A 14,735-nucleotide genomic window follows, 5' to 3' on the forward strand; every position below is an offset into this window, starting at 1 on the left:
GTTCCTGTGAGGCAACACGGCTCAAATATCAGCGATCCAGAGGTTCAGGCGCTCGGCAATTTCCGCGCTGTTATGCTCCAGCATCAGCATGTGACCGTTGCCGGTGATGCCAAACTCTTCGAGCTGCCAGTGAGTCACCGGCACGCCGGCCTGTTGCAGATACGCGGCAGTCGCGTGGTCGTAAAGCGCATGGAAAGACGCTTCGCCAGTGACGATCAGAAACGGGATGGCTTGCAGATTGATCAATTGCCGCGCCGGTTCCTGCTGCAACCAGCCGGGCAGCCGATCGGCTCGAGTGGCTGGGCTGCGAACCACCGCCAATTGCTGGTCTGCGAGCAATGGCGGCGCGTAGGTCAACTCAATGTCGGCAATGCCCCAGCGACGGCGCTGTGTGTCGTCCAGCGTCTGGCTTTCGCCTTTCTGCGCCTGCTGCATCGACATGTTCACCACCGGCGGGCCTTGTGGCTCGATGGACACCACGGCTTTCACCAAGGACGGGCGGACATCCGCCAGCAGCCAGCCATAAGGCCCCGACTGCGAGTGGGTGATCAGAATCGCTTCACCGATTTTATCCAGCAACGCCGCCCCGGCGTTCTGGAACAATTGCTGACTTTTTGCGCTATCGGCAATGTAAGGCACATGCGTGGCGTAAAAAGCATCGAACACTGGATCGCCTTTGCGACCGGTGCCGGGCCACTGCGTGTGCTTCTTCGCTTGCGGCCATTCACCTTGAGTGGTGGCGGTGAAGTAGCGCTCGACAACCACCACCGGGGCAACACTCAACTCACCGTCCAGTTGCGCGTGCCAAGGCGAGCGGCCGCGCGCTGGCTGATCAACCAGATAAACCTCATAGCCGAGATCGACGAAGATCCGCGCCCAGCCCGGGCGACCGTCCGGGGTTTTCAGCCAGTTGGTCGCGGTTTGCGCGGTGCCATGCACGAACATCAGCGGATAGCGGCGCGTCACCGTGGCGGGCCTGAGTACCTCGACATACATCTGCCCGCTCATGACTTCTTTGCCGGGCGGGCCTATGTATTCACCGCCGATGTAGAAAAAGTCGTGGGCAATGGTTTCAGTCTTGTTGTTATTCATCATTCACATCCAAACAACGGGTGAAAAAACACACGGGTTTCAGTCGTTGATCTGTTCGAGTGTCTGGTCACGGGTGAGCGGCCCTAACAATGCCACCGACAGGGCACAGATGACCATGCACCCAGCCACCGCAATCAGCGCGGACTGCACGCCGAAGTGGCCCATGGCGAAGGCAATCATGAAACCGCTGAGACTGCCACCGAGGCGGCCGGTGGAATAGACAAAACCTACCGCCATCGCGCGAATCCGCGTCGGATACAGTTCCGACTGATAAGCGTGATAGCCGACCGAAAGAATCGTTGTGCCCATGGTCAACAGACCGCCGCAGGCAATGATCAGCAGCGGCACACGGAACTCGGCAAACGACAGGCCCGCGACGGCGATCAGCATGGCACCAAAAACGATCTGCCATTTGCGCTCGATGCGATCCGCAAAGAACAGCGCCAGAATCGGCCCGAGCGGTGCGCTGCATCCCATCACCACCGTATACGCCAGGCTTTTGCTAACCGTCACACCCTGTTCGATGAGAAATGTTGGTGCCCAATTCAGGAAGCCATAAATGCCCATGGCCTGGAACACGTGAAAGAGCACCAGCATGATCGTGCGCGTGCGGTAACGCGGGCTCCATAGTTCGCGGAAACTGCTTTTGTGTACCACCTGCACCTTGGTCGTCGGGATCGCCGCAGGCAGCGGCCGGCCGGTTTCCTGCTCAACCGCACGCTCCATGCGGCTGACTTCGGCATCGGCTTCTTGCAAACGACCTTTGTCTGCCAGCCAGCGCGCGCTTTCTGGCAGCTTGCGACGCAGCACCCACACCAGCAACGAACCGACTGCGCCAATGGCGATCACCCAACGCCAGCCATCAATGCCCAGCGGTTCATGCGGCACAAACAGGTAGGCGGTGATGCCGCAGGCTGGAACGGCCAGATAGGACATGATCCGGTTGATGGCAAATGCGCGTCCGCGCAAGGTCGGCGGCACCAGTTCACTCAGGTAAGCGTCGATGGCAATCACCTCGACTCCGAGGCCAATCGCGGTCATCAGGCGCCAGAAGTTCAAGCCCAGCGGGCCGGTCTGGCAAGCCATGATCAGCGAACACAAGGCATAGCCGATCAGGGCGTAAGTGAACACCGCACGACGGCCAAACTTGTCGGCGATCATGCCGAACCCCAGCGTGCCGATGAACAGCCCGATAAAGGTTGCGGCAATGTAAGCCGCCGCGCCGTTGAGGGCAAAGAAGCTGTCGGTGGTGCTCAACAGCACGCCACTGCGTACCATCCCGGGGATGACGAACGAGGTGGAAAACATCTCGAAGGTTTCAAAGAAACCACCGAGCGCCAACAGCGTGACGAAACGCCAGAGGCTTTTGCTGGCCGGCAACCGGTCAAGGCGCGCAGCGATCATTTCACCACTCAGCGCACTGGGCGTGGCGGTCGCGACAGAACCTAAAGCAGCACTCATTTTTTTATCCTTATTATCGTGTGAGTCTGGCTAAACCGACTTACTCCGGAACGGCGATGGACAACAGCGGCACGTACTGTTGGCCGCCGTAGCAGTCGCTGTCGGCGAGTTCGCCTTGATACACCGGGCGCGGGAACGACGCTTTGATCGCGCGCGCAGCATCGTGATAGACCAGCACGATGTCTTCTTCTTTCTGCTGATAAAGCTCCGCCAGCAGGGCGCGAGTGATTGGCTGCGTACGCCGTACCCGGGCGTAGTTGTCTTCGTTGGTGAACATCAGGTCGAAGGTCAATACAAACGGGCCGGCGTTCTTCGAACGCACCAGGCTGCAGAGTTGCGAAACAGTGGTCATGGGTCAAACCTCCAAGAGCTTGGTGCGGAACATTTCCAGCGGATTGTCGGGGAGCAGCACGTGGTTGACGCTGAAGCGATAGACCTGGCCGCGCTCCATTTCCGGTGGCGAGAACGGGTAAGCGATGGTGCTGATCAAGCCTTCGTAGCCCGGCACCGGCAGGTGTGCGCTAACGTGGGCGACGAAACTGGCGATCTTGCTGGCGTATTCCTGGGTCGGCGCAGTCACGGTGATCAGTACGCCGATTTCGTTGGGCGAGGGCGCCTTCTCGACTTCCAGCGGGCCCATCACCACGCCCATGCCATACAGGCGGAAATTGATGTCGTAGTCGCCCGGCTGCAAGCGGCCGCCGAACAGATCGGCGATGCGCGCGTTGAAGTATTGCTGGGCTTTGGGCAGCAGTTTATCCAGCGCCATAAACACGTTGGGATCGCGAATCCCGCCGACCACCACGGTCTGAAAACCGTTGGGCTGCGCGCCTTCCAGTTTGATCGTATAGACATCCGCCGGGTGAAATGCCGAACCACTGACTTTCACCGTGCGATCGCTGAGCGCCGTATAGACGGCGGCTTCGGTGTCGACGACGCCGGACGGCTCAGTCAGCAGGTATGGGTTGGCGTTCTCATAAAGGGTGTGCGCCGCGACCGATAGTGGAGTGACTTTAGCTTCAAGATCCAGCGGCTCGATTTCGAAATGATCGTCGCGGATATAGGCGATCAAGCCATCGGCTGCCGGGTTGACGCAGCACGCCGCGCCGCACTCGATGGTCTTGGCGGCGTGCCAGGTCAGCCCACGGTCGGCGCCCATGCGCTCCGGCACCACGGCGTACAACGCCGAATCACTGGCGCGACCGGCGAGAATGACTTGCGCGCCTTGATCGAGTGCTGCGCTCAACGGTTCGGTGCCCATCATGCCGACGATGTGGCTGCTATCGATAACGGCGGCGTCCAGTATTGGCGCAGGGTTGAGCGGTTTGATCCGGCCTTGTTCAAGGCGCTGGTGCAAATAGGCAGCGGGCTGGTCGGCGTAGATCAGGCCGAGTTTGAAATGCAGGCCTTCTTCGTCAGCAATTTCCAGGGCGATGTCAGCCATCCAGTCGACGCCGCTGTCGCGTCCGCTGGTGCCGCAGGAACCGATGATCAAAGGGATTTGCAGTTTGTCTCGGCCCAGTAACAGCAGACGCAAATCACGTTTGCAGGCGTCGCGTGAGAGTTTGGCGCGGCCACTGCCCAGGGCTGAAGGGCCGGAATCCGTGGAGCCGGCATCGCAGGCGATGACATGAGGGGCGAGGGCGAGGCCCCGTTCCAGAGAAGTTGCCTTGAAGCCGGCGCCGATTACGCCGGTAGGTGCCAGAACGCGTATTTCCACAATGCTCCCCTTTACGCCTACATATATAGATCAATATATGTACTTTATTTTTGTTGGGGCGAAGATATAGTGCAGTCTGCACGCTGTAAATCTGTACAAAATTCATCAACCCGAGAGCCTGAAATGGAAACTCCTGAAGACGGTTTATACCTGTCCGCCGACGAGGCTGCGGCGATTCTTGGCATCAGCCTGGCGACGCTGTACGCCTACGTCAGTCGCAAAAACATTCGTTCATTGAAGGTTGATGGTTCACGCAGTCGCCGATATTGGGCAGCGGATATTCAGCGTTTGGCCAAGCCGAAAAACGATGTGATCACCACGGTGACCGAGCCTCCGCGCGTCACTGCTTCAAGTGCGATCACGCTGTTGACCGACAAAGGTTTGTACTACCGGGGCCAAGATGTCGCGCAATTGGCGGAGACTGCCAGCGTTGAAGAAGTGGCCGAACTGATGTGGCAATCGCCGGGAGCGTTCGGTGACACGTTGCCCAAGCGCCCGAAAGCTGCAACCCCGTTGCTGAAGGCGTACGCGGAGATGCACCCGGTCGAAAAAGCCATTGCCTTGTTCCCATTGATCGAGCGGGAAAACCCCAAGGCTTACGACCTGTCGCCCGAAGGCTATGCCCGCACCGGTGTCGACGTTGTGCGTTGGCTGGCGGCGCTGATGGTCGGCGCCGAAGGGCCCAGTACGCAACCGTTGCCGACGTTTATCGTGAACGCGTTGGGGGTCGACAGCGCGTTCGAAGACCTGGTACGCCAGGTGGTCATTCTGTCGATGGATCACGAACTCGACCCGTCGACCTACACCGTGCGCGCAGCCGCCAATACCGGCGTTACACCGTACTACGCGGCGATCATCGGGCTGGCCGCTTCGCGTGGGCGGCGACTTGCCTACAGTCGCGGTGAAACCGTTGGTCGTCTGCTGGAAGAAATCTGTACAGCGCACAATCCTCAGGATCCGGTGTTGCAGCGCTACCGGGAAGGGGAGGCGATCCCCGGTTTTGGCTCGAACATGCACGGTGTCGCAGACCCCAGGGCGCAAAGCCTGTGGCTGACGCTGCAAGATTTGTTCGCCGGCGATATTGAGTTTCAACGCTTGCTGAAAGCCGCGCAGATCGCCCAGGAATTGCTTCAGCAACCACCGGATTTCATCCTGCTACTTAGCTTCGTCGGGCGCAAACTAAAGCTCGAAGGGCGCGAGTTGGCGTTGCCGGGAATCGGCCGGGTAATCGGCTGGCTGGCCCATGCCAGCGAACAATATCACCACCAAACGCTGATCCGCCCCCGCGCTAAATACACCGGCATCCTGCCGGACTGATCCTCCCCAGCCCGCCACGTGCGGGCTTTGCACTCCTATTGAGTCACGGTGGCCATCGCCGCTTCGCACAGCCCTGAGCATTGACAAAATTCGTACAGATTTACACTGATTACTTGATTGATTAGGCTCGCCGTCGTCAAGTTGAAATCAATGTATTTTGTATTCGTCAATGTTTAAGCCTGACTGACGATCACGAAATGCCGCGCCACAACTCAAAACAAAAATAATAGGAGCTGCTGCATGTCACCACGCACGCGTCTGTCATTTACTGACTCCCCTTGGCTCGGCACCACGTTGCTGGCCTTGACCCCGTTAGCCTGCGCCATATCGTTCAGCGTCCACGCCGACGATTTCGAATTCGGTGACATCACCGGTCGCTACAACGGCAACATCACCGCCGGCGCGATCTGGAGTACACAAAGCCCGACGACCTCAGCGATCAACCAGGGCAGCGCCAACAGCATCGGTTATGGCCATGCCGGTCAGTTCAGCAACGGCGGCGGGCGCACGTCGGACGACAGTCGCCTGAACTTCCACAAACCCGGCGAAGTGGTTTCTTCGCCGGTGACCTTGCTGGCGGAAACCGAGCTCAAATGGCAGAACTACGGATTATTCCTGCGCGGCAAGGCTTGGTACGACTACACCCTTAATCACAAGGAAGTCGACTACGGCAGCTCCGCCAACGGTTACCAGCCCAATCACACGCTCAACGACGATCACTACGATAAGCTTGCCAAGTTCCAGGGTGTCGAGTTGCTGGATGCCTATGTGTACGGCAACTACGACATTGACGGCCGTCCGCTCAATGTTCGCCTCGGTAATCAAGTGGTGAACTGGGGTGAAGGCCTGTTCTTCCAGAACGGTATCAATGCCGTCAACCCGATCGACGTCGCGGCCCTGCGCCGTCCGGGTTCGCAACTGAAGGAAGGCTTGCTTCCGGTGCCGATGCTGTACGGCAACTTCGGTTTGACCGACAGCCTGAGCGTGGAATCCTTCTATCAGTTGGAGTGGCGCAAAACCGTGCTCGAAGGCTGCGGCACGTTCTTTTCGACAAACGACTACATTCCTGACGGTTGCTACGGCGTGCCACGCGCCGGCGCCAATGATCGCGAATCCTTCGCCAACGGCCAGATCATCCAGCGCGGGCCAGATAAAGAGCCGCGGGACATGGGCCAGTTTGGTGCGGCCCTGCGCTATTTCTCAGACACGCTTGATACTGAGTTCGGCGCGTACGCGATGAACATTCACTCGCGCACGCCGTATTCCAACTCGGTGATCGGCACGCGTTCGATTGCCACCGGGCCTTATCCCGGTTGGGTTAGCCCGACCAGCAGCCCCGAGCTGGCGGCGGGCAACGGTGCTTACAGCGTGAGCTATCCGGAAGATGTGCGTATTTTCGGCCTGAGCTTTTCGACCACGTTGTTGAGTACGTCGGTATTCGGCGAAGTGAGCTATCGCCCCAACCAACCGGTGCAGTTGGCTAGTGCTGACCTTATTGCCGGGTTCGCCGCGCTGCCGCCAGATCAGGGTCGGGCGCTGGGCATCACCCTCGCGGATCAGGCGTATCAAAACTACGCGCCGGGCACGGTGGTCAACGGTTATGAACGGCTCAAAGTGACCCAGATGTCGATTGGTGCGGTCAAGTCGTTCCAGAACGTGTTGGGTGCCAACGCGTTGAACCTGGTCGGCGAGTTCGGCATGAAGTACATGAACAACCTGCCGAGCCTGGACGACGCGCGTTTCAATCGTACCGACCAGTACGGTTCCGACCTATCCAACGGGAGTGCGTTGGGTTGCGCACTGGGAACACGATCCAACCCTACATACGCCAAGCTCGGCTGCTCGAAAGACGGCTACACCACGAAATTTTCTTCGGGGTATCGCCTGCGTGCACAGCTGACCTACAACTCGCTGCTAGCCGGCGTCAACGTCTCGCCTTACGTGGCCTTTGGTCAGGATTTGCAGGGTTATTCGTACGACAGCAACTTCATTGAAGGGCGCATCGCCGGATCGGCGGGCGTCAAGGCTGATTACCTGCAGAAATACTCTGCTGACCTGTCGTGGTCGGGCAGTGGAAGCTCGCCGTGGGCGTCAACCGACAAAGACTTCGTCGCGCTCAGCGTAAGCATGGGTTTCTAACCAGCATTCGGACAACGAGGCATCCAATGAAAACAACAAAAATGATTTGCCTGACGGTCATGGGCAGCATGCTCTCCGTCATCAGCGCCATGGCGCTGGCTCAAGCAAGTGCCGCCGATGTGGCACGTCTGGGCCAGGATCTGACACCGTTCGGTGCACAGATGTCCGGTAATGCCAGCGGCACGATTCCGGCCTGGACGGGTGGTCTGACCCAGGCGCCGCAGGGTTACGTCGCCGGCAAGAGTTATGGTGATCCGTACGCCAATGACAAGCCGCTGTACACCATCACTGCCGCGAACATGGGCCAATACGCCGACCAGTTGACCGCCGGCTACAAAGCCATGTTGCAGAAGTTCCCCGGCTACAAGATGCTCGTTTACCCGACCCATCGATCAGTCGCGTTGCCGGCCAGTGAGTACGCGCAAATCAAGCAGGAGGCCGGCAAGGTCGTCCTCAATGACAGCGGCTCGGGCATGGCCAACTACGAGAAAACCAGCGTGCCGTTCCCGATTCCGACCAAGCCGCAGGAGTTGCTCTACAACCACTTGGCGCGCTATCGCCAGGGAGGCTACCAATATTTTCCGACGGAAATGGTAGTCAAACCGGGCGGCAACTTCACCGTGATCCATCGCGACGCAACACTCGCCATGGCCTCAGCGCTGGGCAATCCTGAACCGAATCGGCTGTATTACTACCTACTTAAAGTGACCGGGCCGGACAGCGTTGCTGGTCAACAAACGCTGCTGCACGAGCCGATGGATCAGGTCAAGGAACCGCGTCTGGCCTGGCAGTACAACCCAGGGCAACGCCGCGTTATTCGCGCGCCCGAGTTGGGTTACGACAGTTTTGATGGTTTGTCCGACGGGCTGCGCACCTATGACATGTACGACATGTACAGCGGCGCTTCCGACCGCTACGACTGGAAACTGGTCGGCAAGAAAGAAATGCTCGTCGCCTACAACACTTACAAGCTGGCCGACCGTTCGTTGCAGTACAGTGACATCGTCAAGCCAGAGCATCTCAACCAGGATCTGATTCGCTATGAAACCCACCGTGTGTGGGTGGTGGAAGGGACGTTGAAGCCAGGTGCGCGCCACATCTATGGCAAACGCACGCTGTACATCGACGAAGACAGCTGGGCGATTCTGGCCACTGACTTGTTCGATGGTCGCGGTGAATTGTGGCGCATGCAGGAAGCGCATTCGTTGCAGCGTTTCGATGTTCTGTCGAGCATCGCCATCAGCGACGTGGCGTATGACCTGCAATCGCGCAGCTACGTGGTCAACGGCCTGGCCAACCAGGAACGTGCCGAGCGTTTCGGCGTACACACGACGTTGCAGGACTTCAGCCCGGCGGCCCTGCGCCGCGCCGGTAACTGATTGCTGACGAGTGAATAAGCGTGGTCGTGCAAACGGCCACGTCGAGTGTTGCGCCCTTTATTCCAGAGACAACTTCGCGATGAAAAGTTTGATTTCGCTGCCGGCGCTGGGCCTGGCGTTTTTGTTGAGCGCCAGTCTGGCCGTTGCGGCCCCGGATCGTCTGCAACGCCCGTCGCCGATGTCGGATGCAACCAGTCGCTCGGCGCTGACGTCGATTCAGACATTACCTGACCTCCAGGTGATGGTCGGTGACAGCGGCCATATTCTGTTGCTCGGCGCGGATGGCCGGGTCGAACAAGCCCAAGTGCCCGTGGATTTGTTACTGACGGCCGTGCATTTCGTTGACGGCCAAAACGGCTGGGCGGTGGGGCATGACGGGGTGATTCTGCACAGCGCTGACAGCGGCAAGACCTGGCAAAAGCAGCTCGACGGCAACGAGATCAACGCGCTGCTCAATGAGTCTGCGGAAGGTGAAGTGAGGCGACTGCTCGAGGAAAAAGCCGCCCATCCGGATGACAGCGCGCTAGGCCTCGCTCTGGAAAACGCGCAGTTCGCGGTCGACGACGCTAAGGCGGCGACTGCCGGCGGCGCGTCGCGGCCCTTGCTCGACGTGTGGTTTCGCGACGCCAATCAAGGTTGGGCGGTGGGTTCTTACGGGGTGTTGTTGTCGACGATCGATGCTGGCCGTCGTTGGCAATATCAGTCCGGCGTGGACAACCCGGATCGCTTGCACCTGAATGCGCTTCTCGGCCTGGCCGATGGCACCTTGTTGATCGCGGGTGAGGGCGGGCGCGTGTATCGCTCAGCGGACAACGGTGCGCATTGGCAAACACCAATTACGCTCGGGCCTGCATCGATCTACAAACTGTTGGCGTTGAAAAACGGCAACGTACTGGCCATGGGGTTTGGCGGCGCGCTGTTTACCAGTCACGATACCGGCGCCACTTGGCAAGCGCTGGTCAACCCAGTCAAAGCTGCGTTGTATGGCGGGCAGCAACTTGTGGACGGCAGTGTTTTGCTGGCCGGGCAGGGTGGCGTGGTGTTGTACAGCGACGACGGCGAACACTTCAAAGTCTGGCGTTCGTCTAGCCGCTTGCCGTTGCTTGGCGTGGGGCAGATGTCCGCCTCGCAAGTCGCGCTGATCGGCAGTGGAGGTCTAAAAGTCCAATCCTTGGCAGAGCTCAAGGAGCACCTGCAATGAACGCCAAACTGAATGTCGATGTGCATCACGCAGGCCTCGCTTCGCGCCTGGTTGGGCATCTTGAACATGCGTTGTTCGGCTACCGCAAAACGGTGCTCGTTGTGTTTGCACTGGTGTCGCTGTTGCTCGGATTCGCCGCGCTGTCGTTGCGCCCGGATGCCAGTTTCAACCGGATGATTCCGATGCATCATCCCTTTGTCGCCAACTACCTGAAATTCGAAGACGTGCTGCGCCCGCAAAGTAACGTATTGCGCGTCGTGGTGGAAAATCCGCAGGGCGATATCGTCAATAAGGCGTTCCTTGAAACCCTGCGCGAAATCAATGATGCGATCTTCTACGTGCCTGGCGTCGATCGCGGCAACCTCAAGTCACTGTGGACGCCAAATGCGTTGTGGGCCGAAGTCACCAACGAGGGCATCCGTGCCGGGCGGGTGATTCCAGATGATTACGACGGCGGGCCGCAGGCACTCGCGCAAGTCAGGCAAAACATTGTTAGGGCCAACATGCTCGGTAGCTTTGTCGGCAACGACTTCAAGTCGGTGGTGATCCGCGTACCGCTGCTGGAGAACGACCCGCAAACCGGCAAGCCATTGGACTACGGCGTACTCGCACAGAATCTGGAGCAGCAGGTACGCGAGCGCTTCGACGCCCAGGGCGTGCATATCCGGGTCATCGGTTTCGCGCAGATCATTGGTGATCTGTTGGCAGCGTTCGGCGATATTGCGCTGTTCTTCGCCATCACCGTCGGGCTCATCACTCTGTTGCTGTACGCCTATTGCCGCTGCTGGCGAAGCACCGCTGTCACTGTGTTGACCTGTCTGCTGACGGTGCTTTGCCAGCTTGGCCTGCTCAGCCTGTTTGGACTCGGCCTCGACCCGTATTCGATTCTGGTGCCTTTTCTGGTGTTCGCCATCGGTATCAGCCACGCCGTGCAGAACATCAATCTGATGGTGGTGGAAGTGGATAAGGGCGTGACCTCGTTGCAGGCTTCACGCCGCACTTTCAGAGCGTTGTTCCTGCCGGGTTCGACGGCGTTGTTGGCGGACGTCGTGGGCTTCATTACCTTGATGGTGGTCGACATCGGCGTGATCCAACAATTGGCGATCACCGCGAGCATCGGCGTATTTGTCGCGCTGTTTACCAAGATGTTCCTGCTGCCGGTGTTGATGTCGTACGTCGGTGTCAGCCCGGCCGGGTTGCGCAAACAACAACGGCGGATGAACTACACTTGGCCGCTGTTCACCCGACTGTCGCGCGTGTGCGAACCACGCTTCGCCTGGCCACTGATTCTCGCCTGCCTAGTGTTGCTCGGTTACGGCTACCACGCGCGTCAGACCTTGCAGGTCGGCGACCTCGACAAGGGCGCGCCGGAGTTTCGCGCGCAAGCGCGCTACAATCTCGACAACGCTTATCTGCTCGATCACTACACCACCAGCACTGACGTGTACGTGGTGATTTTCAAAACCCCGCAAGAACAATGCGCACGGTTCGCCGCCGCCGATCTGGCCAACCGCTTTGCTCGCACCATGCGCCAAGTGCCGGGAGTGGAATCGGTGCAATCGCTGTACGACGCGATGCGTTTCAAGATCATGGCGACCAACGAAGGCAACCCGAAATGGGCCGAACTGTCGCGTGATCCCTACGTGATGAACACCGCGCGCTCCGGTGCCGCCAGCGAGTTCATCAACAGCGATTGTAGTGCCGCACCGATCAGCCTGTACCTCGCCGATCACAAGGCAAAAACCCTGACCGGCGTGGTCAACGCCGTCAACGCTTTCGCCGCCGAGAACAACACCGGTGAGCTGAAACTGTTACAAGCCGCTGGCAGCGCAGGCATCGAGGCTGCTACCAACATCGTCATCGAGCGCGCGGAAACGCTGATGCTGATCTTGGTGTTCATCATTATTACTGCGGTCGTGTGGTGGGAATTCCGCTCGCTGAAAGTGGCGTTTGCGTTGATGGCGCCGCTGTATCTGTCGACAGTCCTGTGCGAAGCGGTGATGGCGAAAATGGGGCTGGGGGTAAAGATCGCAACGCTGCCGGTGATCGCGCTGGGCGTGGGGATTGGTGTGGATTACGGGATTTATCTGTATAGCAAGATTGAAAGGTTTCTGCGTCAGGGGCTGGCGCCGCAGGAGGCTTTTCTGGAGTCGCTGAAAACGACTGGTACTTCGATTGTATTCACCGCGCTGACGCTGGCGGCGGGTGTCGCAACGTGGATGTTCTCGGCGCTTAAGTTTCAGGCGGACATGGGCATGCTGCTGATGCTGCTGTTTATCTGGAACATGATAGGGACGTTGGTGCTGACGCCAGCGTTGGCTTCGGTGTTGGTTTTCGGCAAGGCTGGGAAAAGGGGGAATGGATAAGCGGGGGTGATACGTTGGGAAGTAGGTCGTTTATAAAAATTTGAAACGCTAAAATCCTGGGCTATGAGCCGCTGCTGGGCGGTTTAGAAGCATGCATTTTTTGAAACGGTACTCGGTTGCTATCGGCCCAAGGGCGGACATTCGTAAATGCGCGTGGGCGGCATCGACATTTGAAAGAGTCAAACCTTTCGTGCCCAGCTTCCGAACATCATATCGCCGATGTAGAGGCCTGATGAGGCTGAACGCTCCTGATCCAGACGCTCTTGCAGCGTTTTAATTTCGACTTCTTCTGCACTGCCCCCCTAATGTGATGATTCGCGGCAAGCAGGCTTGAGCAACGTTACCAAGACCGTAAGGAGTATCAGATGTTTGTATCAGGCATTCTGCCCGCACGCTTTCAACGGTCAAGCCTGCTTGGGTAAAAATGCCGTGCAGATTAAAGCTGATGTGTAGATCGGCCCCTTCACGAGCAATCATTTCTTGAACCCAAGATTGCGCTCTTTTATGCAAAGGAGAAACTTCTGGCATTAGGGTCGCTGGCAGCATCAGTACCTCCATCAGAAAAATCTAATTTAGCCGGGCCCTGCTGGCCCGAAGTATCGACTATTGGAACAGTGGCTCGGTTTGGATAGTGTGTATGCATCGTTTTGGCAGCCCGATTGGCCTGACGTAAGGACGTATCGCCGATGGACTCTGCCGCAACGTCTGCGGTCAATATGGATATAAGGTATTTAATTCTTCAGCAGTCATCCACGCGCGACAGACCTTCGTGTTCACTCTGGATACGATCATGAACACAACACATATTTTCCCGTTAAAACATGTTCGTCATCATCCCCCTCTAGTGAGCGAAAGCCCGCAGGATGCCGCTCGAGCGGACTGGCTCTACAACTCAGCGGAAGAACTTCTGCGCGGCAACAGCGTGTCGTTCCAACGTCGCATGCATACTCAGCAAGGTGTGACTGCTGAAGAGTTCGTCCTGGCAGTGGATGAGTACGTGAACAACCGTCTTGCCGATGACGAGGTACATACCTCGGCGCTGGGCTGGCTGATCATCACCCTCGAGCGAGGACATGCCGACAAGACTGCTACAGCAGAACTGCTGGGCAATTGTGATCACCCGTTGGGCAAGCTTGGCGAGATTGCCGAGGCGCTGCTTGAACCCATCGCGGATGACGCTCTGCTAGGTGACTTGTTAGGCTGTAGAGCTAAAGCTACTACGCCTATCGCACCTTCGGGCTTAAGCCCGCCTCGACGCGTCGTGCGACAATCGAAGCCACGACTGATGCAATACCGACAGCAAAGATCACGCCTTCCAATTTCAGCGTCTTAAACGGTGAAGCTGATGATCTCAGCGGTGATAGGGTTTCTGGTTTTCAACTCTGTACAATCGACACTCGGATCCCAGGGAGGGCTCGAAAGCTTGTGAGTTAAGGAGTAGATGCCATTGATTTCGTTGGATTCTGGTAATTAAGGACAAAGTCCGAGTTATTGCGAGAATCGCGAAATGTTGCGAATCTCACAAGCTTTTGATTTTAAAACAGTTTTCAAGATTCTTTCAAAATTTTTGCGAAAATTGGCAGGCTTTTCGCGTAGTAAACTCAAATTTTAGGGGTTTTCGCATCATTATTTTGAGCTGAACTACAAGGTTTTCGCATCAAAACATCGGAAATGAATGATCAATATTGCCAGCGGTTCACTCAGCTCCAAAAAAACCATCGGGTCATGCGCAGTCCATTAATATTCAAAGCTTTTTTAGTAACTTCACTTGGCTGTACAGCTGATTCAATAGGCAATTAATGGCAAAAAAGAAAGCGCACTGCAGCAATCCAAGTTTATTTGTCAAGTTTTCGATCAGTCGCCTCGGTGTGCATCCTGCAAGGATCTGGATATTCGATGGTATGTTTTTTGTATGGCTTGTGCGGATTTCACTGAGTTAGTTCTGAAAGGGGCCTTTTGTCGCAAGGTTCCCGGTGATCTTAGTTAATATATATTAAATATTGCCGGGTGGTTTATGCTTATTAATTGCATGGCTGTTCGTCGAGTTTGGCCGATTGACA

The 14,735-nt window shown here is 57.5% G+C and carries 11 protein-coding genes; 6 read left to right on the top strand and 5 right to left on the bottom strand.

Annotated features, from left to right (window positions below; genetic code table 11):
- Positions 1-21: 21 nt before the first annotated feature.
- Genes AC27VU_RS01160 through AC27VU_RS01175 form a run of 4 tightly spaced genes read right to left on the bottom strand, consistent with a single transcriptional unit; the run spans position 22 to position 4,273 of the window.
- Positions 22-1,092 (bottom strand): alpha/beta hydrolase, encoded by a 1,071-nt coding sequence (locus AC27VU_RS01160; protein ID WP_262133891.1) that lies wholly within the window; start codon positions 1,090-1,092, stop codon positions 22-24.
- A gap of 39 nt (positions 1,093-1,131) precedes the next feature.
- A complete protein-coding gene (locus tag AC27VU_RS01165; RefSeq protein WP_262141219.1) occupies positions 1,132-2,553 on the bottom strand; it encodes an MFS transporter in 1,422 nt (473 codons plus the stop codon).
- Between the two features lie 40 nt (positions 2,554-2,593).
- Positions 2,594-2,905: a DUF4387 domain-containing protein gene (locus AC27VU_RS01170; protein ID WP_249674067.1), complete on the bottom strand. Its 312-nt coding sequence runs from the start codon at positions 2,903-2,905 to the stop codon at positions 2,594-2,596.
- A 3-nt stretch (positions 2,906-2,908) separates the two neighbouring features.
- Entirely contained in the window at positions 2,909-4,273 is a 1,365-nt protein-coding gene (locus AC27VU_RS01175; protein ID WP_262141218.1) for a DUF1446 domain-containing protein, read from the bottom strand.
- 123 nt (positions 4,274-4,396) lie between these two features.
- Between AC27VU_RS01175 and AC27VU_RS01180 the strand changes: the two genes are divergently transcribed.
- From AC27VU_RS01180 to AC27VU_RS01200, 5 genes are all read left to right on the top strand, one after another.
- Positions 4,397-5,590 carry a citrate/2-methylcitrate synthase gene (locus AC27VU_RS01180; RefSeq protein ID WP_488723195.1) on the top strand — a complete coding sequence of 398 codons (1,194 nt, stop codon included), beginning with the start codon at positions 4,397-4,399 and terminating at the stop codon, positions 5,588-5,590.
- 240 nt (positions 5,591-5,830) lie between these two features.
- The gene (locus tag AC27VU_RS01185) at positions 5,831-7,729 is read left to right on the top strand and encodes a DUF1302 domain-containing protein (protein WP_262133883.1); all 1,899 of its coding nucleotides are present in this window, start codon (positions 5,831-5,833) and stop codon (positions 7,727-7,729) included.
- Positions 7,730-7,755: 26 nt separating this feature from the next.
- On the top strand, positions 7,756-9,108 hold the full coding sequence (locus tag AC27VU_RS01190; protein WP_488723196.1) for a DUF1329 domain-containing protein: 1,353 nt from the start codon (positions 7,756-7,758) through the stop codon (positions 9,106-9,108).
- A 79-nt stretch (positions 9,109-9,187) separates the two neighbouring features.
- Positions 9,188-10,309 (top strand): WD40/YVTN/BNR-like repeat-containing protein, encoded by a 1,122-nt coding sequence (locus AC27VU_RS01195; RefSeq protein WP_488723197.1) that lies wholly within the window; start codon positions 9,188-9,190, stop codon positions 10,307-10,309.
- Positions 10,306-12,675: an efflux RND transporter permease subunit gene (locus tag AC27VU_RS01200; RefSeq protein ID WP_262133879.1), complete on the top strand. Its 2,370-nt coding sequence runs from the start codon at positions 10,306-10,308 to the stop codon at positions 12,673-12,675. Before AC27VU_RS01195 ends, AC27VU_RS01200 begins: the two co-directional genes overlap by 4 nt.
- A gap of 273 nt (positions 12,676-12,948) precedes the next feature.
- Here AC27VU_RS01200 and AC27VU_RS01205 read toward each other — a convergent pair whose 3' ends face one another.
- Complete coding sequence (locus AC27VU_RS01205) at positions 12,949-13,221, bottom strand: methyltransferase domain-containing protein (protein WP_262141212.1); 273 nt, start codon at positions 13,219-13,221, stop codon at positions 12,949-12,951.
- A gap of 244 nt (positions 13,222-13,465) precedes the next feature.
- Between AC27VU_RS01205 and AC27VU_RS01210 the strand changes: the two genes are divergently transcribed.
- The gene (locus AC27VU_RS01210) at positions 13,466-14,008 is read left to right on the top strand and encodes a hypothetical protein (protein WP_488723198.1); all 543 of its coding nucleotides are present in this window, start codon (positions 13,466-13,468) and stop codon (positions 14,006-14,008) included.
- Positions 14,009-14,735: the final 727 nt, after the last annotated feature.

Source organism: Pseudomonas sp. 14P5.3.2 (assembly GCF_057799175.1).

Bases quoted from the DNA above. Each gene is read 5' to 3' on its own strand.
- AC27VU_RS01210 (WP_488723198.1), top strand. From the start codon at position 13,466: ATGAACACAACACATATTTTCCCGTTAAAACATGTTCGTCATCATCCC.
- AC27VU_RS01205 (WP_262141212.1), bottom strand. From the start codon at position 13,221: ATGCTGCCAGCGACCCTAATGCCAGAAGTTTCTCCTTTGCATAAAAGA.
- AC27VU_RS01160 (WP_262133891.1), bottom strand. From the start codon at position 1,092: ATGAATAACAACAAGACTGAAACCATTGCCCACGACTTTTTCTACATC.
- AC27VU_RS01170 (WP_249674067.1), bottom strand. From the start codon at position 2,905: ATGACCACTGTTTCGCAACTCTGCAGCCTGGTGCGTTCGAAGAACGCC.
- AC27VU_RS01195 (WP_488723197.1), top strand. From the start codon at position 9,188: ATGAAAAGTTTGATTTCGCTGCCGGCGCTGGGCCTGGCGTTTTTGTTG.
- AC27VU_RS01165 (WP_262141219.1), bottom strand. From the start codon at position 2,553: ATGAGTGCTGCTTTAGGTTCTGTCGCGACCGCCACGCCCAGTGCGCTG.
- AC27VU_RS01180 (WP_488723195.1), top strand. From the start codon at position 4,397: ATGGAAACTCCTGAAGACGGTTTATACCTGTCCGCCGACGAGGCTGCG.
- AC27VU_RS01185 (WP_262133883.1), top strand. From the start codon at position 5,831: ATGTCACCACGCACGCGTCTGTCATTTACTGACTCCCCTTGGCTCGGC.
- AC27VU_RS01190 (WP_488723196.1), top strand. From the start codon at position 7,756: ATGAAAACAACAAAAATGATTTGCCTGACGGTCATGGGCAGCATGCTC.
- AC27VU_RS01200 (WP_262133879.1), top strand. From the start codon at position 10,306: ATGAACGCCAAACTGAATGTCGATGTGCATCACGCAGGCCTCGCTTCG.